Annotated in this window: 17 protein-coding genes; 12 read left to right on the plus strand and 5 right to left on the minus strand. The window is 60.9% G+C overall.

Going from position 1 to position 20,622, the window contains the following annotated elements:
- The first annotated feature begins 239 nt into the window (after positions 1-239).
- The 5 genes from G5149_RS08810 to G5149_RS08830 all read left to right on the plus strand — a co-directional run bounded on the left by G5149_RS08810 (position 240) and on the right by G5149_RS08830 (position 5,732).
- Positions 240-785 carry a hypothetical protein gene (locus G5149_RS08810; protein WP_005347826.1) on the plus strand — a complete coding sequence of 182 codons (546 nt, stop codon included), beginning with the start codon at positions 240-242 and terminating at the stop codon, positions 783-785.
- A gap of 53 nt (positions 786-838) precedes the next feature.
- Positions 839-1,858, plus strand: coding sequence for a glycosyltransferase family 2 protein (locus tag G5149_RS08815; protein WP_005347828.1), 1,020 nt, complete (start codon positions 839-841; stop codon positions 1,856-1,858).
- On the plus strand, positions 1,855-2,226 hold the full coding sequence (locus G5149_RS08820; RefSeq protein ID WP_005338463.1) for a GtrA family protein: 372 nt from the start codon (positions 1,855-1,857) through the stop codon (positions 2,224-2,226). The genes G5149_RS08815 and G5149_RS08820 overlap by 4 nt, the downstream gene beginning before the upstream one ends.
- A complete protein-coding gene (locus G5149_RS08825) occupies positions 2,226-3,392 on the plus strand; it encodes a hypothetical protein (RefSeq protein WP_421212270.1) in 1,167 nt (388 codons plus the stop codon). Before G5149_RS08820 ends, G5149_RS08825 begins: the two co-directional genes overlap by 1 nt.
- Before the next feature lie 228 nt (positions 3,393-3,620).
- Positions 3,621-5,732 (plus strand): alpha-amylase, encoded by a 2,112-nt coding sequence (locus tag G5149_RS08830; protein WP_421212271.1) that lies wholly within the window; start codon positions 3,621-3,623, stop codon positions 5,730-5,732.
- A 75-nt stretch (positions 5,733-5,807) separates the two neighbouring features.
- On the opposite strand, the gene G5149_RS08835 is transcribed toward G5149_RS08830, so the two are convergent.
- Positions 5,808-6,434, minus strand: coding sequence for a glutathione S-transferase (locus G5149_RS08835; protein WP_421212272.1), 627 nt, complete (start codon positions 6,432-6,434; stop codon positions 5,808-5,810).
- A 170-nt stretch (positions 6,435-6,604) separates the two neighbouring features.
- On the opposite strand from G5149_RS08835, the gene G5149_RS08840 reads away from it, so the two are divergent.
- The 4 genes from G5149_RS08840 (at position 6,605) to G5149_RS08855 (ending at position 10,179) form a co-directional block, all read left to right on the plus strand.
- A complete protein-coding gene (locus tag G5149_RS08840) occupies positions 6,605-7,249 on the plus strand; it encodes a response regulator (protein WP_005347836.1) in 645 nt (214 codons plus the stop codon).
- A 113-nt stretch (positions 7,250-7,362) separates the two neighbouring features.
- A complete protein-coding gene (locus tag G5149_RS08845) occupies positions 7,363-7,959 on the plus strand; it encodes a TetR/AcrR family transcriptional regulator (RefSeq protein WP_421212273.1) in 597 nt (198 codons plus the stop codon).
- 82 nt (positions 7,960-8,041) lie between these two features.
- Positions 8,042-8,920: an alpha/beta hydrolase gene (locus G5149_RS08850; protein WP_421212274.1), complete on the plus strand. Its 879-nt coding sequence runs from the start codon at positions 8,042-8,044 to the stop codon at positions 8,918-8,920.
- A gap of 113 nt (positions 8,921-9,033) precedes the next feature.
- Complete coding sequence (locus tag G5149_RS08855; RefSeq protein ID WP_421212275.1) at positions 9,034-10,179, plus strand: patatin-like phospholipase family protein; 1,146 nt, start codon at positions 9,034-9,036, stop codon at positions 10,177-10,179.
- A 28-nt stretch (positions 10,180-10,207) separates the two neighbouring features.
- Here the strand turns inward: G5149_RS08855 and G5149_RS08860 are convergent, their stop codons facing one another.
- Positions 10,208-12,160 carry a cation:proton antiporter gene (locus tag G5149_RS08860; protein ID WP_421212276.1) on the minus strand — a complete coding sequence of 651 codons (1,953 nt, stop codon included), beginning with the start codon at positions 12,158-12,160 and terminating at the stop codon, positions 10,208-10,210.
- A gap of 118 nt (positions 12,161-12,278) precedes the next feature.
- Between G5149_RS08860 and G5149_RS08865 the strand changes: the two genes are divergently transcribed.
- Positions 12,279-13,181, plus strand: a complete 903-nt coding sequence (locus G5149_RS08865) for a GGDEF domain-containing protein (RefSeq protein ID WP_005347848.1) — start codon at positions 12,279-12,281, stop codon at positions 13,179-13,181.
- A gap of 89 nt (positions 13,182-13,270) precedes the next feature.
- Here the strand turns inward: G5149_RS08865 and tilS are convergent, their stop codons facing one another.
- Positions 13,271-14,629, minus strand: a complete 1,359-nt coding sequence (gene tilS / locus G5149_RS08870; protein WP_421212277.1) for a tRNA lysidine(34) synthetase TilS — start codon at positions 14,627-14,629, stop codon at positions 13,271-13,273.
- Positions 14,630-14,809: 180 nt separating this feature from the next.
- Here tilS and G5149_RS08875 point away from each other — a divergent pair, with 180 nt between their 5' ends.
- Together G5149_RS08875 and G5149_RS08880 are read left to right on the plus strand one after the other, a co-directional pair.
- Positions 14,810-16,843, plus strand: coding sequence for a M13 family metallopeptidase (locus G5149_RS08875; protein ID WP_421212278.1), 2,034 nt, complete (start codon positions 14,810-14,812; stop codon positions 16,841-16,843).
- Positions 16,844-16,963: 120 nt separating this feature from the next.
- Positions 16,964-17,401, plus strand: coding sequence for a PliI family lysozyme inhibitor of I-type lysozyme (locus G5149_RS08880; RefSeq protein WP_421212279.1), 438 nt, complete (start codon positions 16,964-16,966; stop codon positions 17,399-17,401).
- Positions 17,402-17,482: 81 nt separating this feature from the next.
- On the opposite strand, the gene pdxY is transcribed toward G5149_RS08880, so the two are convergent.
- Entirely contained in the window at positions 17,483-18,346 is an 864-nt protein-coding gene (gene pdxY / locus G5149_RS08885) for a pyridoxal kinase PdxY (protein ID WP_421212280.1), read from the minus strand.
- 93 nt (positions 18,347-18,439) lie between these two features.
- Positions 18,440-20,572 (minus strand): lysine decarboxylase CadA, encoded by a 2,133-nt coding sequence (locus G5149_RS08890; RefSeq protein ID WP_058059046.1) that lies wholly within the window; start codon positions 20,570-20,572, stop codon positions 18,440-18,442.
- Positions 20,573-20,622: the final 50 nt, after the last annotated feature.

Genomic DNA, 20,622 nt, shown 5'->3' on the forward strand with positions numbered 1-20,622 from the left:
GAATATGACGCAGCAAATTACAGAAAACCTCTTTTTACCAGATAAAATCCTCCCATTACCATGGAGCCCTTGATTACCGTCAATGTTGTCATTAACAAAGAAAGTGCAATGGTGAACGCCTTGATGAGGGGTTGATTTGTGACCAAATATTTTTTTGTGATCCACTATGCTTTTTTTGCAATTGGATTAGCATATGCGCGACATCGGCCTACCAATTTATGTCAGGCATAGAGAGTGATATGACGTACAAAAAGTTTGGTTTTCTGACCGCCATCCTGGCACTGAGCGGTTTCTATCTTTATACCCTCTATCTGGCTGCTCACCCTAACGTGAGCCTGGCCTATCGCCTCTATTATCTGGAGGGTAAAACCCGTTTCTGGGAACACAACTCCAGCATGACCTATCAGCCCGGCAACGAGCTGAACCTGACCAAGCCGAGCCGTTTTCTCTCCAGCGAAGGCTGGGCCAAAAAACCGAGTGACGAAGGCACCCAGCTAAGTGGCAAAGGGGGACTCTATTTTGTGCTACCCAAACAAGCAGCAAAACCGGAACAGTTGACAGTCCATGCCCGCGTCAATAGCCCTGAAGCTGGTGCGCTACTGAAAGTGGCTCTTGGTCACGACTTCACTACTACCGTGAAACTGGCCAAAGCGGGTATCAATGAAATCCGGCTCAACCTGCCAGGAGATTCGCTCACGGCCGATCCCAAGCACCCCAATTTTCTGGCACTCTCGGCACCCACTCCCATCAATGTTCAGTCGGTGCGTTTGACTGTTGCCCAGTGATATGGGTCCCCGATAGCGTTTTATAAAAATAACCAGCCAATAAGGACGTTCTTATGTCGCATCCAGATTTTCGACTCTCTCTGGTTGTTCCCGTTTATAACGAGGAGGAGAGCATCGATGCCTTCATCAGCGCGATAGACAATGAACTGGCCCCGCTCAAAGACCAGCTTGAAATTGTATTCGTCAACGACGGTAGTCGTGACCGTACACGTGAGGTAGTCGAACAGGCAATCGCCCGTGACCCCCGCGTGACCCTGGTCAACCTGGCACGCAACTTCGGTAAAGAGGCAGCCCTGACCGCCGGTCTGCATCAGGCCAAAGGGGATGCCATCGTGCCAATGGACGTGGATCTGCAAGATCCCCCCGCCCTGATCCTGGAGTTCGTGAAACTGTGGCAGACCGGTGACTATGACACCGTCTATGGCATCCGCGTCGATCGTAGCGCCGATACCCCGATGAAGCGTCTGACTGCCGGTGGCTTTTACCGCTTCTTCAACGCCCTTTCCACCAGTACCAAGCTGCCGGAGAACGCCGGTGACTTCCGCCTGATAGACCGCCGCGTAGTAGAGGCGATCAAGCTGCTGCCGGAGCGCAACCGCTTCATGAAGGGGTTGTTTGCCTGGGCCGGTTTCCGTGCCGTTGGCGTCCCCTACGAGCGCCCTGCCCGTCACGCCGGTGAAACCAAGTTCAACTACTGGAAACTGTGGAACTTCGCCCTCGACGGCCTGCTCAGCTTCTCCAGCTGGCCGCTGCGGGTCTGGAGCTATGTGGGTGTCAGCGTCTCGCTGGTAGCCTTCCTCTATATCCTGAAAATCATCACCCAAGTAATCTTCTTCGGCATCGACGTGCCCGGTTACGCCTCCCTGATGTCCGTGGTGCTGTTCCTCGGCGGTATCCAGCTGTTGTCACTCGGCATCATCGGCGAGTACATCGGCCGCATGTTCGTGGAAGTGAAACAGCGCCCGGTCTACCTCATTGAAGGGGTCTATGGCCAGTATGCCAAGCAGGATGCGGCCAAACCGCAGAGCACAGAAAGCAATCCGCAAGAGCAGCAGGAGCAGGCGCCTCAATGATCTCCCGCGAGGAATTCTGGCGGCTGGTACGTTTCGGCTTTGTCGGCGGGGGGGCTACCCTCGTCGACCTTGGCACCTCCATCGCACTGTTTCATACCTGGCCCACCATCTCGGAGCACCTGGTTACCACACTGGCTTTTGCCATAGCGTTCTGGTTTTCCTTCTTTGGTCACCGCTACATCACCTTCCAGAAGCAGGGAGCCGCCAGCAAGTTTCTGCTGGTCGCCCTCTTCTCGCTTGCGGTGCGTAACCTGATCCTGAGCGGCCTGCTGTTTGCGGGGCTCTCCGGTCTGCTGCCGGTGGTCATCGCCACCCTGACCGTTACCGTCCTCACTTACGTTCTCTCTCGCGTCTGGGTTTTTGCCTGATGAATGATATGACCAATACCGTCCCGTTAACCGGGGCTGCACTCCCCTATCGCCCGTCACTGCGCATCAGCGGTCGTGACTGGCTGATGATCATCGCCGCCTTCATGCTGAGCCGGGTGGCGCTGTATGGCATGGGCTACTTCGGTGTCCAGCTCTATAGCTCCCCCGACATAGGCCCGCTGCAGGCCTATTGTCAATTCGACTGCGTCTGGTTCCAGCGCATCATCGAGAACGGCTACGACCTCTACCCGCGCTGGCTGAGCAAGGGCAATGCGGCCAACTGGGCCTTTATGCCGCTCTACCCGATGGTCTCCGGTGCCATCTCCAACCTGTTCAATGTCGAGAGCCTGATCGGCCTCATCATTGTGGCCAACGCCTCCTTCTTCGCCAGCCTGCCGCTGATGCTGCTGGTGCTGCGTCAGCTTAAACTGGGTGACGATACCGCTCGCTTCGGTGTCTGGCTGCTCGCCTTCTCACCCTTCTCGGCCTACTTCGTCTCCGGTTATACCGAGTCGACCTTTATGGCGCTGATGCTGGGGATGTTCCTGTTCGCCTATCGAGAGCAGTGGCTGATGGTGGCCGTGCTGGGGGTCTGTATCTCCGCCACCCGCAACCTGGGGGTGATGATGGTCTTCCCGGTGCTGATCCTGGCGCTGCAGGCCTACGGCTGGCGGGAATTTTTCCGCTTCACCGAGCGCGCTTTCAAGGTGGTCTTCACCCTCTGGATGATCCCCTTTGGCCTGTTTGCCTACATGGTCTACCTCTATCACCTGACCGGCGATGCCTTCGCCTTCAAGCACATTCAGGTGGCATGGGGTCGCTACATGGACAGCCCGCTGGACTGGTGGCTGAGCGGTTTCGAGCTGGGCGGCCGCAAGGCTTATCTCTCCATCATGGTGATTTTCGGCTGGTGTCTGAACGGCTACCTGTTCAGCCAGAAACGCTGGGCCGAAGCGACCCTGATGTTCATCTGCTGCACCATTCCGCTGATGACCGGCCTCAACGCCATGCCACGCTACATGTTCGGGCTCTATCCGACCCTGCTGGCCATCATTCTGCTGACCCATCGCTGGCCCGCTATCCGCCCTGCAGTGCTCTGCATCAGCGGCATGGTGGCCTCCTTCATCGCGGTGGCCTTCGTCAACTTCAAGTTCTTCACCGTCTGATGTGACGACGATGCCTGACACACCAAATGCCGGTCACCTGACCGGCATTTTTTATGGCCGCTATTTTTATCGACAGAGCCTCCCATCTCCTCTCCGTCACACTTTCCTCGGCTTGAAAACGTAACCATTTGAACTGATGTCACAAATTGGCGTTTTGCCGATCCAAGGCGCGCTTTGCTGCTCCTAGAATGGGCCCTTGTCCGAACTGCCCTGCTCAAGGAATGGCTTATGCGTCGTGCTCAAAACTTATCCCCCCTCTTGCTCGCCCTGATGGCCGCCCCTCTGTTCACCCCACAGGCGATGGCCGCTTCCGAGGTTCACCTCTATGTGGATGGTCAGCCGGTGGCGACCCCGATTTCGCTGGACAAGGGCACGGTGGAGCTGACCCATCCCCTTGCCAAGGGGAGCCACCAGATCCGCATCAGTGACGCAGGCAACAGTTGCGGCACCAGCTTTGGCCCGAGCGAGAGCAAGCCGCTTCCCTTCGGCACCGCACAGCCCATGGACAAATGCAGCAAGGATCAGAGCTTTACCTTGCGGGTGATGCTGGCCGGGGAATATCAGTTCACCTTCAACCCGGATACCCCCAGCCTCAAGGTGCTGCGGGCGACCAAGAAGAGCGAGTTCAAGCGCCAACCACCACAAGAGCCCTGCATCAGCTGGGATGGCGGCCCGGTCACGGTGTCGCTGAAAGGGGTCTGGCCCGACGACACCCGACTGAGGGATGCCTACTCGAAACAGGAGGCGGTGGTCAAACAGGGCAAGCTGACCCTGACCCCGAGTAAAGAGAGCGGCGGCCTGCTGCTGCTCGAGCCGGTCAAGGCAGCCAAGCCAGCACCGTTCAGCTGGGATCAGGCGAGCGTCTATTTTCTGCTGACCGATCGCTTCCACAATGGTGACCCCGCCAACGACCACAGCTTCGGCCGCCAGAAGGATGGACAGGATGAGGTGGCCACCTGGCATGGCGGTGACTTCAAGGGACTGACCGAGAAGCTCGACTACATCAAGAGCCTCGGCATGAACGCCATCTGGATCACCCCCATGGTGGAGCAGGTACACGGCTTTATTGGCGGTGGCGAGCAGGGCAACTTCCCCTTCTACGCCTACCACGGCTACTGGGCGCTCGACTTCACCAAGATTGACCCCAACTACGGCGATGAAGAGAGTCTGAAAACCCTGGTGGATGAGGCCCACAAGCGCGGCATGCGGATCATCCTCGACGTGGTGATGAACCACGCCGGTTACGCCACCCTCGCCGATCTGCAAGATCTCGGGCTCACCGAACTGACCCAGAACAGCAGCAAACTGCCAACCGTCTGGAACCAGTGGCGCCCGAGCGGCGGCCTCAACTGGCATGGCTACAACCAGTTCATCGACTATCAATCACCCGCGTGGAGCAAATGGTGGAGCGGTGACTGGGTGCGCGCCGGTCTGCCCGGCTACCCGCAGCCCGGCACCGACGATGTCACCGGCTCGGTGGCGGGGCTGCCGGACTTTCTCACCGAATCGACCAAACCGGTAGGGCTGCCGCCGTTGCTGGCGGCGAAAAAAGATACCCTTGCCAAGGCGCTACCCGACGCTACCGTGAATGACTATCTCATCGCCTGGCACACCGACTGGGTGCGCCGCTTTGGCATCGACGGCTTCCGCGCAGACACCGTCAAGCATCTGGAGCCCGAGGTGTGGGCCAAGCTCAAACAGGCGGGCACCGCTGCGCTCAAGGAGTGGAAGACTGCGAACCCGGGCAAGGCCCTCGACGATCTGCCCTTCTACATGGTGGGCGAGGTGTGGGATCACGGGGTAGCCAAGGATTTCTGGTATCAGAACGGTTTCGATTCCCTGATCAACTTCGACTATCAGCGCGAGTTCGCCCTGCCCCAGGCCCAGTGCATGGCCAGCGCCGAGCCCACCTATGCCAGCTACGCCAGCCGCATCAATCAGGATCCCGAGTTCAACGTGTTGAGCTACATCAGCTCCCACGACACCAAGCTGTTCTTTGGCGACTATCAGGATGTGCCGCTACAGCGCCGGGTCGCCAACAGCTTTATGCTGCTGCCGGGCGGCATCCAGCTCTACTACGGCGACGAGTCCGGCCGCGGGCTGGCCAAGGATGGCGGGGTGTTCGATCAGGCGCTGCGCTCGGACATGAACTGGCAGGAGCTGGCCAGCGGAGACAAGGCCGAGCTGGTCAAGCACTGGCAGCAACTGGGCCAGTTCCGTGCCGCCCATCCGGCCATTGCGGCAGGCAGCCACCAGAAGCTCTCGGATACCCCCTACGCCTTCGTGCGGGAGAAGGGGGATGACAGGGTGGTGGTGGTCTTTGCCGGTCGGCAGAAGTAACTCTTGTGCCATATATACCAGCAACAGAGAGGGGAGCCACTGGCTCCCCTCTCTCGTTTATCTATCTGCCACGGTTCACTGTGACTTGCGCGCCGCCGCCGACCACTGCAACCGCGCCTTGAGCAGGGTCTCCTGCCACAGAGGCCAAGAGAGCAGCGCCTGCTGATAGGCTCCGGCCTGACCGGGCAACAGGATGCCGTAGCTGGCCAGCCGATAGGCCATCACCGCATAGAAGGCATCGACAATGCCCGCCTCGCCAAAGTAGAAGGGGCCCCGCGCCTGCGACCAGATCTCCTGCAAACGGGCCAGCTCACCGACCGCCTCCACCGGGGGATCGATACGGGTTGGCGCCCCAAGAAAGAAGGGGAGCAGAGAACGGATCTGCCGAAATCCGGCGTGCAACTCGGCACAGAGGCTGCGAGCCTGTGCCCGCTCGGCCAGCGAAACAGGATAGAGCTGGCGGTCGGGACAGAGCTCGTGAACATATTCAGCGATGGCCAGCGAGTCGTGAACCCGCACGCCATCGTGTTCGAGCCAGGGCACCAGACCGGCCGGTGCCAACCGCTTGAGCCGCGCCAGCGACTTGGCATCCTCCAGATCGAACACCAGCTCCTGCCACGTCAACCCGCTCATGGCGAGCACCAGTGCCGCCCGCATCGCCCAGGTGGAGCCGGTGCCCACCGCCAATACCAAGGATCCCATCTGTTGCCTCCTGCATGAGTTGCCTGCGACCGGCCGATCTGCCCTGATGGCAAAACATCCGATGGTCGCTTCACATTTGCGCACCGGCGGGTTTGACCCTCTTGGTGAGCGATGCTAGTTTGATTTTTCAAAACAATCAGTTAGCAACAATGTGAGCCATTAACCGAAATATGGACAGCCAATTTACCATCGTCATCGCAGATGACCACCCCCTGTTTCGGGGCGCCCTTTACCAAGCGGTGCACATGGCCATCAACGACGCTCAATTGCTGGAAGCGGACTCCATCGACAGCCTGACCAGTCTGCTCGGCGAGCACCCCGAAGTTGACCTGTTGCTGCTCGATCTCAAGATGCCGGGGGCCAACGGCTTCGAGGGGCTGGCCCACCTGCGCGGCCAATATCCCGACCTGCCCATCGTGGTGGTCTCCGCCTCGGAAGATGCGGCCATCATCCAGCAGGTGTTGCGGCTCGGGGCGCTCGGCTTCATTCCCAAATCGGTGCCGATGAAGGAGCTGGTCAATGCCCTCAATACGGTGATCGGGGGGGATAACTGGGTGCCGGAAGGCATCTCGCTCCATCCCGAATCGGAAGATGGCCCCGATTTCGCCAGCAAGCTGGCCAGCCTCACCCCCCAGCAATACAAGGTGCTGATCATGCTGCGCGATGGCAGCCTCAACAAACAGATCGCCTGGGAGCTCAACGTCTCAGAAGCCACCATCAAGGCCCATATCACCGCCATCTTCAGAAAACTGGGGGTCAAGAACCGCACTCAGGCGGTTATCGCCCTGCAACAGCTCGATATCAAGGAGAACTGACCCCCGCGCGCAGTGACACGCGGGAGACGACATAGCCAGCCATGCTGGCTATTTGTTGCTCGACAATTAGCACGATCGTACTTTATGCTGCCAGCGCCAACGAGGAGAGAGTGATGAGCAAGGGGCGCCTGACCCGGGAAACCATTTTGCAGACTGCCTTCGAGCAGGCGAGCCAGCAAGGGCTGGAGAGCCTGACCATAGGCTCGCTGGCCAGCGCCTGCGAGATGTCGAAAAGCGGCCTGTTTGCCCACTTTCAATCCCGCGACAATCTGCAGATCGCCGTGCTGGAGTACGCCGCCGAGGTGTTCCGGCTGCGGGTGATCCAGCCGGTACGCCAGCAGGAGCACCAGAGCCAGCACGACAAGCTGATCGCCCTGCTGCGTGCCTGGCAGACTTGGAACCACTGCTTAGCCGGACGCTGCATGTTCCTCGACGCCTGGACCTCGGTGCAGGATGGCCATGAGCAAGCGAGCCCTGTACAACAAGCCGCTCGGCAACTGGTGCGCTTCTGGCTCGACTATCTGGCCCGTCAGGTGGTGCAGGGGCAGGCCGCAGGCGAGTGGCGACAGGAGATGGATCCCTGGCGCGCCGTTTATCGCCTCTATGGCCTCTATCTGGCGGATCAGGTGTTCAACGATCTCGAACTGTGTCAGGATCCGGCCCGCCACTTCTGGCCCGAAGTGGACGCTCTGCTGAGCAGCTGGCGCTGATGTTTTGGCATCCGTTCAACACGAATTTTTAAAAACCAACAAAAAAGCACGACCGTTCGCACATAAAAACCACAGGATGACCATGAGCAGCAAGATCTACTTCAACACCCGCCGCTTCAGCCCGAGCAAATGGCTGCTGGGGATAGGCACCCGCTTACACCACAGACTCGCCCCCACCCATGCCAAGCGCACCGCCAGCAAGTTGCTGCTCACCCCCCAGCGCAACCAGCGGGATGACCACGAACCTGCCGGTCTGGTGAAGCAGGCCGTCCATACCAGCGAAGGGGTATTGATGAGCTATCGGCTCGGTCAGGGGCCGCAGTGGCTGCTGATGCACGGCTGGTCCGGCAGCGCCAGCCAGTTCTATCCGCTGATGAGCCATATCGCCGCGCAGGGTTTCACCGCCATTGCCTACGATCATCCGGCCCACGGCCAGAGCGCGGGCAACACTGGCCACCTGCCCCGTTTCGTGCGCGCCTTCGACGAGCTGGCGACCAGGCTGGCCAGCGAAGCAGGCCCGTTGCAGGGGGTCATCGCCCACAGCATGGGGGGGGCCGTTACCCTCTCCAGCCGTCAGCCGGGTATCGATACCCTGCCGCTGCTGTTGATTTCGCCGGTGCTCGACTATGTGCCCCAGCTCTACGGCATGGTGGCGCGCTCCGGCTACTCCATCCGGCTGTTCGATGCGGTGGTCAAGGAGATTGAGCAAGAGTACCAGCATCCCTTGAGCACGGTCGATCCGCTGGGTCGCCTAGCCAGTCGCAGCGGCGCGGCGATAATCGTGCATGACGAGGAGGACAGATTTGCCCCACACGGCGATTCCTTGCGGGCCAGTCAGGATGGTCATACCCGGCTGGTGAGCACCCGGGGACTGGGCCATGGTCGCATCCTCGCCAGCGCCCCGGTATTCGCCGCCTTCGATCAGCTGGCTCGGCCGGAAAATCCTCACCGGGCTCTTTGACATGGGGCCATGAAAAAAACGGGCAAGCGCCCGTTTTTATATTTGATACAGCGCCTTATAGTTAACTTGTCAGTGGGAACGCCCCTCCCGGGCCAACAATAAGGCGCCAGCATATGGCCAGACCCAATACAGCGTTGTTGCTCACCGGTGGCGGTGCTCGTGCCGCCTATCAGGTCGGTGCCCTCAAGGCGATTGCGGAGCTCTACCCGCGCAATCTCGGCATCCCTTTTCCCATCCTGTGCGGCACCTCGGCGGGGGCCATCAATGTCACTGCACTGGCCTGCTACGCCTCCTGCTTCCATCTGGGGGTTCGCAAGCTGGAGTGGGTCTGGCGCCGTTTCGAGACTCACCACATCTTCGATTTTCACCCCGGGCGACTGCTGTGGCGGTTGTTGTACGAAGGGTCGGCGGGGCTGATCAATCCCCACACCAACCACGCCTTTCACCTGTTTGACAACGCGCCGCTGCACCGCCTGCTGGATCAGCTCATCGACTATCACCGCATCGATGACAACATCCTCTACGGCAGTCTGGAGGCGCTGGCCATCACGGCGTCGGATTACGATGACGGTCTCTCCACCACCTTCTTTCAGGGGCGGGCCGAGCACCATCCGTGGGAGCGGGCGAGACGGCGCGGGGTGCGCACCGTGCTTACATCGGAGCATCTGCTCGCCTCCTCGGCACTGCCCTTCGTTTTTCCGGCCACCCGGATCGGCGAGAAGTTCTACGGCGACGGCTCCATCCACCAGCTAAGCCCACTCAGCCCCGCCATCCATCTGGGGGCGGAGCGGATCCTGCTGATCACTCTGGATCCGCCTGAGCACTCAGCACCGACCCATCACCACGGCCACCTCACCAGCTCCAATATCGCCAGCCATCTGCTCGATACCGTCTTTACCGACACCCTCAACTCCGATCTGGAGCGACTGTGGCGCATCAACCAGACACTGGATCTTATCCCGCTACGGGAGCGCAACCGCCTGCAATTGAAACGGGTGGAGACCTGCGTGCTGAAACCGAGTCAGGATCTCGACATCATGGCGCTGGCCTATCTGCGCAAGCTGCCGCTGCAGTTGCGCCGCCTGTTGCGGGTATTGGGCGTGAAGGGGGATGAGACCAGCAGTCTGGCCAGCTTTTTGATGTTCTATCCGGGTTATTGCCAACAGCTGATCAAGCTGGGCTATCAGGACACACTCAGGGAGCAGGAGCGGGTTGCCGCCTTCCTCGATATCGAAGGGCTACCAAAAGAGCGGGAATAGAGGAGGCAGCCGATGAGTGCGAGGGGACTCAGCGCCCCTCCAGCAAACGCTGTTCCGCCTGCTCCATCGCCACCACGGTACCAAACAGGATCAGCCGATCGCCAGCTGCCAGCACCAGCTCGGGTCTGGGCTCGAGACTCTGATCGCCGCGCTGTACCTCCTTGATCCGCACCTCATCGAGTGGCAGCTCTCTCACTTCACGGCCTACCGCCCACGCCTGATCGTGCAGAAACAGCGGGTGGAGACGTTCAAGCAGCTGATCCGCCTCCAGATTGCTGGCACTCTGATCCCCCCAGTAGAAGCCGTGCAGGAAGCGATATTGGCTGCTGCGCTCCAGCTCCATCCGGCGGATCACCCGACCGATAGGGATATCGCAGTTGAGCAGCAGGTGGGAGACCAGCATCAGGGCTCCCTCCTGGGATTCGGGAATCACCTCAAACGCCCCTGCCTGCTTGTACTGCTCCAGAAAACTGTCATCCCGGGTACGCACCAGCACCTTGAGATCCACCGCCAGTTCGCGGATCAGTGCCAGCATAGCCTCCACCCGCTTGAGATCATCGAAGGTGATGATCACCAGCCGCGCCCGCAACAAGCCGGCGGCCAGCAGAATATCGCGGCGACTGGCATCGCCGAAGGCCACCTGCTCCCCCGCCAGCTTGGCTTCGCTCACCCGCTCCGGGTCGAGATCGAGGGCCAGAAAGGGGATCTCCTCGATCTTGAGAAAGCGGGCACAGGTCTGCCCCGCCCGGCCAAACCCGGCGATGATGACGTGCTGGTTTTTGCTCAGGCCCGACTGTGCCACCTCGGAGCGGGTCAGCAGCGCCGGATCGGTGAGGCTACGGGCCAGCGAATGGGCCTGGGTCACCAGCCAGGGGGTCATGGCGATGGAGATGATGCCGATACCGATGAGCAGTGAGACCAGCTGCTGATCCAGCAAGCCGTGGTGCAGTGCCAGTGCCAGCAGCACGAAGCCAAACTCTCCCACCTGACTGAGCATGATACCGGCGGCCATGCTGTCGCGCTTTCGCTCCCCCATCAGCCGCCCGGCCAGCAGTACCAGCAGGGATTTGCACAGCACCAGCAACACTACGCAGATCAGTACCTGCCACCAAGCCCGCGCCACCAGCTCCCACTCCATGGCCATGCCGATGGTGATAAAGAAGAGCCCCATCAGCACATCGCGAAAGGGCTTGATGTCCACCTCCAGCTGATGACGGTAGTGGGACTCCCCCAGCATCATCCCCGCCAGAAACGCCCCCAGCGCCATCGACAGCCCCAGTGAATGGGTCATGTAGGCAGCCAGCAGCGCCACCAGCAGGGCACTCAGCACGAACAACTCGTCGGAGCGGGCTCGCGCCACCTCGTGAAACAGCAGTGGCAGCAACCACTTACCCACCGCCAGCAGGGTGAAGAGAGCAAACAGCCCCTTGAGGGTGGCCCAGGCGATCTCGGCGGCCAGGGCGCTGCCCTGCACTTCCGGCTGGGCGAGGATCGGGATCATCACCAGCAGGGGCACCACCGCCAGATCCTGAAACAGCAGCACGCTCACCCCCAGCTGGGCGCGGCGGGTATGGAGCTGCTTCTGCTCGCCGAGCTGCTTGATCACCACCGCCGTCGAGGAGAGTGCCAACGTTCCCGCCACCACCAGCGACTGGGCCAGACCCAGCCCCCACCACCAGCCGATGGCGAAAAAGAGCAGTGACGTGAGCAGCACCTGCAACATCCCGACCCCCAGCACCAACCGGCGCATCGCCAGTAGTTTCGGCAGGGAGAATTCCAGCCCCAGCGAGAACATCAGAAAGACGATCCCCAGCTCGGCAATGGTCTGCATGATCGACTGACCGGTGATCACCGCCAGCCCGTGGGGGCCGAGCAAGACGCCGGCAATCAGGTAGGCAAGGATGACCGGCAAGCCGAGGCGCCGGAAAGTTGCCACCAGCAGCACGGCGGCGAACAACAGGATCAACAGGTCGGTGTACAAATTTCCCTCTCCTTTTATCGACTTAAGCTTAGTCAGCCGATCTGGCGGGCAGGAAAGATATATTGGGCATGCCAATTGCAGGGAGGAGACAGTAGTCAGGTGTTACAGGTGGAAGACCATGGAAAATACGTCGTCACTTAATGGCTTTAGCCATGGCATCGAGCAGTGGGTTCGCCAGATGGAGCGGCTCACGCCGTTGCCCAGCGTTGAACGCAACCAGTTGCTCGAGCAGTTGTTGGGGCAGAGCGATCTCGGCGGTCTGCTGACAACTTTTGCCGATCGTGCGGCAAGAATTGTCAGGATCCACGGTCTCTACCTCGATTGTGGCCAGCCCCATGTGCTGATCCAGCACCCGCCGCTGGCCACCCTCAACCTGCACAACTATCCGTTCGAGCTGCGCGGTCAGCATGGCCAGCTGCTCGGCCAGCTCCACTACGAGCTGGAACATCCGCTGAGCGGCAGCCAGCAACGGGTACTGATGCAATACCATCAGCTACTCTGCTTGCTGCTCCCCCTCTATCTGCGGCTGGAAAAACTGGATCAGCTGGTCCGGCTCGATCACCTGACCGGCCTTGGCAACCGCTCCTACTTTGACGAGGCCATCGGTCGCGCCATCGAGCAGCACAGCCGAGAGCCCCACGGTCTGGTGCTGGTGCTGCTGGATCTCGATCGCTTCAAGCAGATCAATGATACCTGGGGCCATCCGGTGGGGGATCTGGTGCTGAGCCGCTTCGCCCAGCTGCTCAAGGGGTGCATCCGCAGTACGGATCAAGCCTTCCGGCTCGGGGGAGATGAATTTGCCCTGCTGCTGCAACCGGCCGAACCCGAGGCGTGGCGCCCGGTCTGGCTGCGACTGCAGCATATGTTGATGACCAACAAGGAGCTCAGCACCTTCTCGGTCGGATGCAGCCTTGGCGCCGCCAGCTGGCAATCCGGGGTCGATGTGCCGAGCCTCTACGAGGCGGCCGACAGTCACCTCTACGCCCGCAAAAAAGCCGGCAAGGCCAGCCCTAACGAATAATCCCGAACTCTTCTTTGCTCCGGCACATGCGCGCCATGTGACCGGAGCTTCTTTTTTTGGGGCTAATCCTCCCTCACACCGAGATCACCTCATGCAAGATCCTGCTCGGGCAGGATGGGGGCGGCACCGTTTCCCTGCCAGTGGCAAACCAGCCCGGCACTCTGTGCCATAAAACCGTCGCAGACAAAGAGCCCCACCACCGCCGCCACCTGCTCGCCATAGTAGAGGATGGGAATGCGTCCCCGTTGCCACGAGGGAACACCATACTCTTGCAGCAGCTTCTTCATCCGCCGACTACCGCTTCGCCCCACCGGTTTGAGGGGGATCCCGGGCGCTACCTGAAAACGCACCGAGAGGGGCTCGTCCGCTCGGGGGGAACGCAGCAGATCCTCGCCGTGCTCCGCCATGCGCACCACCAGCTCGCCCAAACCATCCGGCAGGGTCAGCGGCTCGCCCACAATCATCGGCAACACCTGATGACAAGGTTGCAAGTCAGGGCTCACCAGATAGAGCCGCTCCTGAAAACGGCGGCAGCTCTGGCGCCCCCAGTTGAGCTGGGGGTTGGCATCGCCGCGCGCCAACGCGACCTCCTGCCACAACCGGGCAAGCTGCTCGCGGGATGGCATCTCGCCCCCCTGACGGCGGATCCAGTAGCGCAGCAGGTTGTTGCGCCGGGTGGGAGAGAGGGCGTGCAGCGGGCCGATATGGAGCGCCTCCCCCTCGCCCGCCAGCTGCCAGTCACTCTCGGCCAACTCATCCAGCAGCGCCTCCTGCTCGGCGCACAGGGCCATGCTGCGCGCCGCGGTCTGGGCCATGGCGGGCCAGCGCGCTTTGAGCTGGGGGATAAGCGTCTGGCGCAAAAAGTTGCGGTCATAGCTCACGTCCTGATTGCTCTCATCTTCCACCCAGCCAAAGGGGAGGCTCGCCGCCGCCTCGGCCAGCTCGGCACGACTCATATCGAGCAGCGGGCGCAGCAACAGGCCACCGGCAAAGGGCTGGCTTGGCAAGATCCCCGCCAGACCGCGCAGACCGGCGCCGCGCTTGAGGGCCAGCAGCAGGGTCTCCAGCTGATCGTCCTGATGGTGAGCGGTGAGCAGCCACTCCCCCTCCCGCATCCGGGCGGTCAGCCGCTGGTAACGGGCTGTGCGCGCCTGCGCCTCCAGACTCTCGCCATTGCCACGGGCCAGAGTCACCCGCTCGACCAGCAGCTCCACCGCCAATTGCTGACACACGGCTTCACAATGAGCGACCCACTCATCGGCATGGGGACTGAGGCCGTGGTGCACGTGCAGGGCGCGAAGTGGCAGGCTGTGCTCGCGGGCATACTGCGCCGCCAGCACCAGCAGCAGGGTGGAGTCGAGGCCGCCACTGAAAGCCACCAGCAGACCGGTGGAACCTTCCGGCGCTGGCATAGTCAGACAAAAGCGAGAATAAAGATGAGAAATCATAGGCTTCCCCAAAACGGACCGGCCGATCTTAGCAGAGTCGGGCTTATCAAGCTGCAACCCTGCTGCTAGAGTGAGGCTCGCCCGCCCTCTCCACCAGGCTGGCCGCAAGGCGGTCGTATAACCGGTTGGAGCAAGGAAGATGGGCAGGGAAGCAAACAATCCGAATTGGAATCAAACAAGATGAACAATAAGAAAAGCTTACTGGCCGGCCTGATTGGACTGGCCCTGCTGGCTGGCTGCAGTCAGGTACCGCAAGACTCCCCCAAACACTCCGGGCTGGCGCTGGCCAATATGGACACCCAGGTCAAACCCGGCGATGACTTCTTCCGCTACGTCAATGGCAAGTGGCTCGCCACCGCCAAGATCCCCGACGATCGCCCCGCCGATGGCGCTTTCTACATGCTGCGGGACAAATCCCTCGCCGACGTGCGGGTGCTGGTCGAGGGGCTGGCCAAGCAGGAGGCCGCCACCGGCACGCCGACCCAGCAGATCCGCGATCTCTACGCCAGCTATCTGGATCAGGCAGGCCGTGACGCCAAGAGGCTCACCCCGCTGGCACCGGCGCTGGCCGATATCGACCGGATCGGTGATCAGGCCGCGCTGGCCCGCGCCTTTGCCCAAAGTGGCCGCATGGGCGGCGGCGCGCCGTTTGGCATCTGGATCGACGCCGATGCCAAGTCCCCCGACCGCTATGCGGTCTACCTCTATCAAGGTGGACTGGGGCTGCCGGATCGGGACTACTACCTCAAGCAGGATCCCGACAGTCAGGCCCTGCGCCAGAAGTACCAACAGCATATCGCCGCCATGCTGAACCGCCTCGGGGAATCTGACCCGAGCGGCAAGGCCAAACGGATTCTGGCCCTCGAAACCCGGCTCGCCACCATCCAGTGGGACAACGTCGCTCTGCGGGATCGGGAGAAGAACTACAACAAGCGCCCCGCCAGCGAACTGGCACGCCTCGCCCCCCATCTCGACTGGCAGGCTTATCTCAATGCCGCAGGCATTGCTGGCCAGCCGGAGCTCATTATCGGTCAGCCGACCTATCTGAGCGCGCTGGATCAGGTGATGGCCCAGACTCCCATCGCCGACTGGCAGGCCTACCTCAAGTGGCAACTGCTGACCGATTACGCCCCCTATCTTGACAGCGAGACCGACCGCGCCAACTTCGCCTTCTACGGCACCACATTGAGCGGCACGCCCAAGCAGCGGGCCAGCTGGGAGCGGGCGCTCGGGGTGCTGAACGATCATCTGGGTGAAGCAGTCGGCCAGCTCTATGTGGCCCGCTACTTCCCGCCAGCGGCCAAGGAGCGGATGGAGCTGCTGGTGGAGAACCTGCGCACCGCCTACGGCCAGAGCATCAAGGAGCTCGACTGGATGTCGCCCGAGACCAAGGCGCAGGCACTCGAGAAGCTGGCCAAGTTCCGCCCCAAGATCGGCTACCCCGACAAGTGGAAGGATTACAGCGCCATCACAATCAAACCGGATGATCTGGTGGGCAACCTGCAACGCTCGCAAGCCTTTGAATACGCAGACAGTCTGGCGCGCCTCGGCAAACCGGTCGACCGGGACGAGTGGCACATGTCGCCTCAAACGGTGAACGCCTACTACAACCCGAGCAACAACGAGATCGTCTTCCCGGCGGCCATCTTGCAGCCCCCCTTCTTCGACATGACGGCGGATGATGCGGTCAACTACGGCGCCATCGGCGGGGTGATCGGCCACGAGATGGGCCACGGTTTTGATGATCAGGGGGCCAAATCCGACGGTGATGGCATGATGCGCGACTGGTGGACACCGCAGGATCTTAAGGAGTTCCGCTTCCGCACCAGCCGGCTGGTGGCCCAGTACAACCGCTTCGAGCCCATCAACGGCCAGTTCGTCAACGGCCAGTTTACCCTGGGGGAGAACATTGGCGATCTCGGCGGTCTCACCATCGCCCACAAGGCCTACGAGCTGTCGCTGGATGGCAAGGAGGCGCCGGTGCTGGATGGCTTCACCGGCGAACAGCGCTTCTTCCTCGGCTGGGCGCAGGTGTGGAAGGGGATGTATCGCCCCGAGCTGATGCAGATGCTGCTGCGCTCCGACCCCCACTCGCCCCCCGAGTACCGGGTCAACGGCGTGGTGCCGAACATTCCCGCCTTCTACGAGGCATTCAACATCCAGCCGGGGGACAAGCTCTATCTGCCGCCCCAAAAACGGGTGAAGATCTGGTAATGCACGCCTCTTGTGAGGCATAACAGAGGGGCAGATGCCATGTGTCGGCACCGCCCCATCTCCATACGTTGACGTCAGTGAACGGCCATGCCGCTCACCGCAGTAACAAGAGTAACGCCTATGAAAACCTTGCTGATGACACTCGGTCTGCTCACTCTGCCCTTGACCGGCCAGGCAGCGGAGAGCTTCTTCAAACAGCTGACACTCCCCTCCGGTCAGGTGATCACGGTGGCCGAAGGACGCGGTGAACCCGCTTCCATCGGCAGCTACGATGTGCGCCTCTACTCCGGCGCCAATCCCCAGTTTCCGCTGGATCAGTTCATCGACGGCAAGGTGCTGCCGCGCGATGGATCCATCAAGGAGCTGAAATTGCTGGATCTCAACGGTGACAAACAGCCCGAGCTGGTGGTCATCATGGAGAGCGCCGGCAGCGGCAGCTACCTGAGCGCCGACGCCTTTACCATCAGTACGCTGGAGGGGCTCGACACCTTCAACCATGTCGAGGGACTCGGGCCAAAGGAGGATGTGATCGAGGCGCTCAAGGATCCCAAGGATTAAGGCGCGGCTGCCCCCCGTGCTTCAGAAATAGAAAAAGCCCTGACCTTCAGGGCTTTTTTGTATCCAGAATCGGCGACGCCTCTACTCAAGGCGAGTGGCCTTTGTGCGCACCAGCGGCAGCGCCATCTCGTGCTGGGCCGCCACCAGTTGCAGCTCGTAGGCCCCCGCCAGCCAGGTCCGGGCCAGCACGGCATCCACGCTGGCATTGGTAAGCTCGAACGCCGCCACCGGGGTACAACCCGCCAGCAGATTGGCCAGCATGGTGGCGCTTAGCAGATCCCCCACCCCGATGGGGTGGCGAGCAAAAGGGTAGAGTGGGCGGGAGAGATGAAAGGTTCCCTCCTCGCACACCAGCAACATTTCGAAGCGGTCCATGGCAAAACCAGCCTTGCCCAGATGCTTGACCATCACCAGCTTGACCCCTTGCGCGCGCAGCTGCTGGCACGCCTCGATGGCCTCCGGCACATTGCGGATATCGCGGCCGGTGAGCTGTTCCAGCTCCAGCAGATTGGGGGCCAGCATATCGGCGCAGGCCAGTGCCCTGGTTTTCAGAAAATCGGAGACGCCGGGTGCCACTATGCACCCCTTGTCGGGGTGACCCATCACGGGATCACAAAAATAGAGGGCGGCCGGATTGAGCGCCTTGAGCCGGGCCACCGCCGCCAGGATCTCCTCCCCCTGTTCGGCCGAGCCGAGGTAACCGCTCAAGATCGCATCGCACTCGGCCAGCACACCGATCTCCGCCAGGCCGTTTACCAGCTGACGGATATGGCCGCCGGGCATCACCATCCCCTGCCAGCCTTCGCGGTATTGGGTGTGGTTGGAGAACTGCACCGTGTTCATCGGCCACACCTCGATCCCGAGGCGACGCATGGGAAAAACGGCGGCGCTGTTGCCGGCACAGCCAAAGACTACGTGGGATTGAATGGAGAGCACTCGCTTCATGGTTGGCGACTCACGCAATAAGAACAGGAATTCCGGAGGGAAAAACGGGCCTTGCGGCCCGTTGTTGTCACTTTCGACTGTTGTCACTGTCGATTAACGCAGCACCTTGACGGTGTAGCTGCCATCGGCCTGACGATAGAGGCCGTGGATGTCGGTCTCGAAACCCGGGTAGTGGGCACCGATCTCGCACAGCATCTCGAGGAACTCGAGCACCGGCAGAGAATCCTGGGTCACCATCTCGCCCGGCAGTACCAGCGGAACTCCCGGCGGGTACGGCAGGATCATGTTGGCGCTGATGCGGTCAACCATGTCACGCAGCGGCACTTCCACCACGTTGCCGGCCAGCTCTTGCTGCCATGCGGCGTGCGGAGTCATCTTCATCTCTGGCAGTACGTCGAACGCCTTGAACATCAGCTCCGGCAGACGGTACTTGCTGGTCAGCTCGTGAATGCGCTGCGCCAGCTCCTGAATGCGCATCCCTTCGTAGAAGCTCGGGTCTTCACGATAGAGGCTCGGCAGGATGCTCTTGATGGTCAGGTTCAGGTCGTAGCCGCGCTTGAACTCGGTCAGGGCGCGCAGCAGCTGCATCGCCTTGGACTGATCGATACCGATGGAGAAGAGGAACAGCATGTTGTAAGGGCCGGTCTTCTCGACCACGATGCCGCGTTCGTCCAGGAACTTGGAGACCAGAGAGGCAGGGATGCCCTTCTCCAGCAGCTGGCCGTCACGACCCATACCCGGAGTCAGCAGGGTGACCTTGATCGGGTCCAGGTACATGTGGTTGTCATCGATGTCCTTGAAGCCGTGCCAGTCATCTTTCGGATCCAGCTTCCAGCACTCGACGGTGTCGATGTTGTCCGGCTGCCATACGTCGAAGAACCAGCCTTCGCTCTGATCACGCAGACGCTTGATCTCTTTGCGGAAGGAGATGGCGCGATCAATGGAGTCCTTGATCAGACGCTTGCCGGTGTTGCCCCGCATCATGGCGGCGGAGATCTCGGTCGAGGCCACGATGCCGTACTGCGGCGAGGTGGAGGTGTGCATCATGAAGGCTTCGTTGAAGGTCTCCTCCTCCACGTCACCCTTGATGTGGATCATCGAGGCCTGGGAGAAGGCCGCCAGCAGTTTGTGGGTGGACTGAGTTTCGTAGAACACCTTGCCCGGCATCGCTTCGCCGCTCATGCCGCACTTGCCTTCATAGATCGGGCTGAAGTTGGTGTAAGGCACCCAGGCACTGTCGAAGTGGATGTAAGGAGTGTCCAGCGCCTCCTTGATGAAGCCGGTGTTGTAGAGCAGGCCATCATAGGTGGAGTTGGTGACCACGGCGTAACGGGGAGCCTGGGCACCCGGTGTCGCGGCAACCTTGGCAGCGATGGTGTCGCGGCTGAATTCGCTCTGCGGGATACCACCCAGAATGCCGTAGGCGTTGCGGGTCGGACGGAAGTAGATCGGCGTCACGTCGTTCATCATCATCAGGTGAGTGAGCGACTTGTGGCAGTTACGGTCAACCAGCACTGTGCTGCCGGCAGGCGCGGAGTACATGCCGACGATCTTGTTGGCAGTGGAGGTACCGTTGGTAACGATGTAGGAGCGATCGGCGTTGAAGGTACGGGCGATGTACTCTTCGGCTTCCTTGTGCGGACCTGAGTGATCCAGCAGGGAGCCCAGCTCCGGCATGGAGATGGAGACGTCAGCCTTGAACGCGTTCGGGCCGTAGAAGTCATAGAAGATGCTGCCGGCCGGGCTCATCTGGAAGGCGGTACCGCCCATGTGACCCGGAGTACAGAAGGTGTATTTACCCTCTTCCACGTACTTGAACAGTGCCTTGGTGAACGGCGGCAGGATAGCGTCCTGATACTCCTGAGTGGCCTGACCCATCTTGAGGGCGATGTCGTCAGCCATGCCGAGACGGTACTCGAAGAAGTGCACGTTCAGACGCAGGTCGGTCAGGTGAATGTCCAGGGTGGACTGGTCGTTGGCAAAGGCAAAGATCGGCAGCTTCTCGTTGCGATCATGGATCTCCTTGCACAGGCCCAGAGAGTATTTGTCCCAGTCGAAGATGGCGCCGCAAACGCGGGGGTTCTTCTCGATCAGTTTCAGCAGGTCGGCGACGTCTACCGGATAAACAACCTCGAAACCCTTGCGCTCGAGGGAGGCTTGTAGCTGGCGAATGGGTTCTTCTTTAAAGAAAACGCCCAGGTGGTTGAGGATGGCAATGATATTCATCGTAATGCTCCACACGTAAAGGGGCGCTCTCCATCAGGGATGGTGAGTGA

This window comes from Aeromonas sp. 600479 (genome assembly GCF_049175515.1).
In the GTDB taxonomy this organism is placed as follows: Bacteria; Pseudomonadota; Gammaproteobacteria; order Enterobacterales; family Aeromonadaceae; genus Aeromonas; species Aeromonas veronii_A.

Coding starts and splice junctions, on each gene's coding strand:
- G5149_RS08835 (WP_421212272.1), bottom strand. CDS start 6,434: ATGGGATCCTTGGTATTGGCGGTGGGCACCGGCTCCACCTGGGCGATG.
- G5149_RS08810 (WP_005347826.1), top strand. CDS start 240: ATGACGTACAAAAAGTTTGGTTTTCTGACCGCCATCCTGGCACTGAGC.
- tilS (WP_421212277.1), bottom strand. CDS start 14,629: ATGATTTCTCATCTTTATTCTCGCTTTTGTCTGACTATGCCAGCGCCG.
- pdxY (WP_421212280.1), bottom strand. CDS start 18,346: ATGAAGCGAGTGCTCTCCATTCAATCCCACGTAGTCTTTGGCTGTGCC.
- G5149_RS08850 (WP_421212274.1), top strand. CDS start 8,042: ATGAGCAGCAAGATCTACTTCAACACCCGCCGCTTCAGCCCGAGCAAA.
- G5149_RS08820 (WP_005338463.1), top strand. CDS start 1,855: ATGATCTCCCGCGAGGAATTCTGGCGGCTGGTACGTTTCGGCTTTGTC.
- G5149_RS08890 (WP_058059046.1), bottom strand. CDS start 20,572: ATGAATATCATTGCCATCCTCAACCACCTGGGCGTTTTCTTTAAAGAA.
- G5149_RS08865 (WP_005347848.1), top strand. CDS start 12,279: ATGGAAAATACGTCGTCACTTAATGGCTTTAGCCATGGCATCGAGCAG.
- G5149_RS08845 (WP_421212273.1), top strand. CDS start 7,363: ATGAGCAAGGGGCGCCTGACCCGGGAAACCATTTTGCAGACTGCCTTC.
- G5149_RS08825 (WP_421212270.1), top strand. CDS start 2,226: ATGAATGATATGACCAATACCGTCCCGTTAACCGGGGCTGCACTCCCC.
- G5149_RS08880 (WP_421212279.1), top strand. CDS start 16,964: ATGAAAACCTTGCTGATGACACTCGGTCTGCTCACTCTGCCCTTGACC.
- G5149_RS08855 (WP_421212275.1), top strand. CDS start 9,034: ATGGCCAGACCCAATACAGCGTTGTTGCTCACCGGTGGCGGTGCTCGT.
- G5149_RS08875 (WP_421212278.1), top strand. CDS start 14,810: ATGAACAATAAGAAAAGCTTACTGGCCGGCCTGATTGGACTGGCCCTG.
- G5149_RS08830 (WP_421212271.1), top strand. CDS start 3,621: ATGCGTCGTGCTCAAAACTTATCCCCCCTCTTGCTCGCCCTGATGGCC.
- G5149_RS08815 (WP_005347828.1), top strand. CDS start 839: ATGTCGCATCCAGATTTTCGACTCTCTCTGGTTGTTCCCGTTTATAAC.
- G5149_RS08840 (WP_005347836.1), top strand. CDS start 6,605: ATGGACAGCCAATTTACCATCGTCATCGCAGATGACCACCCCCTGTTT.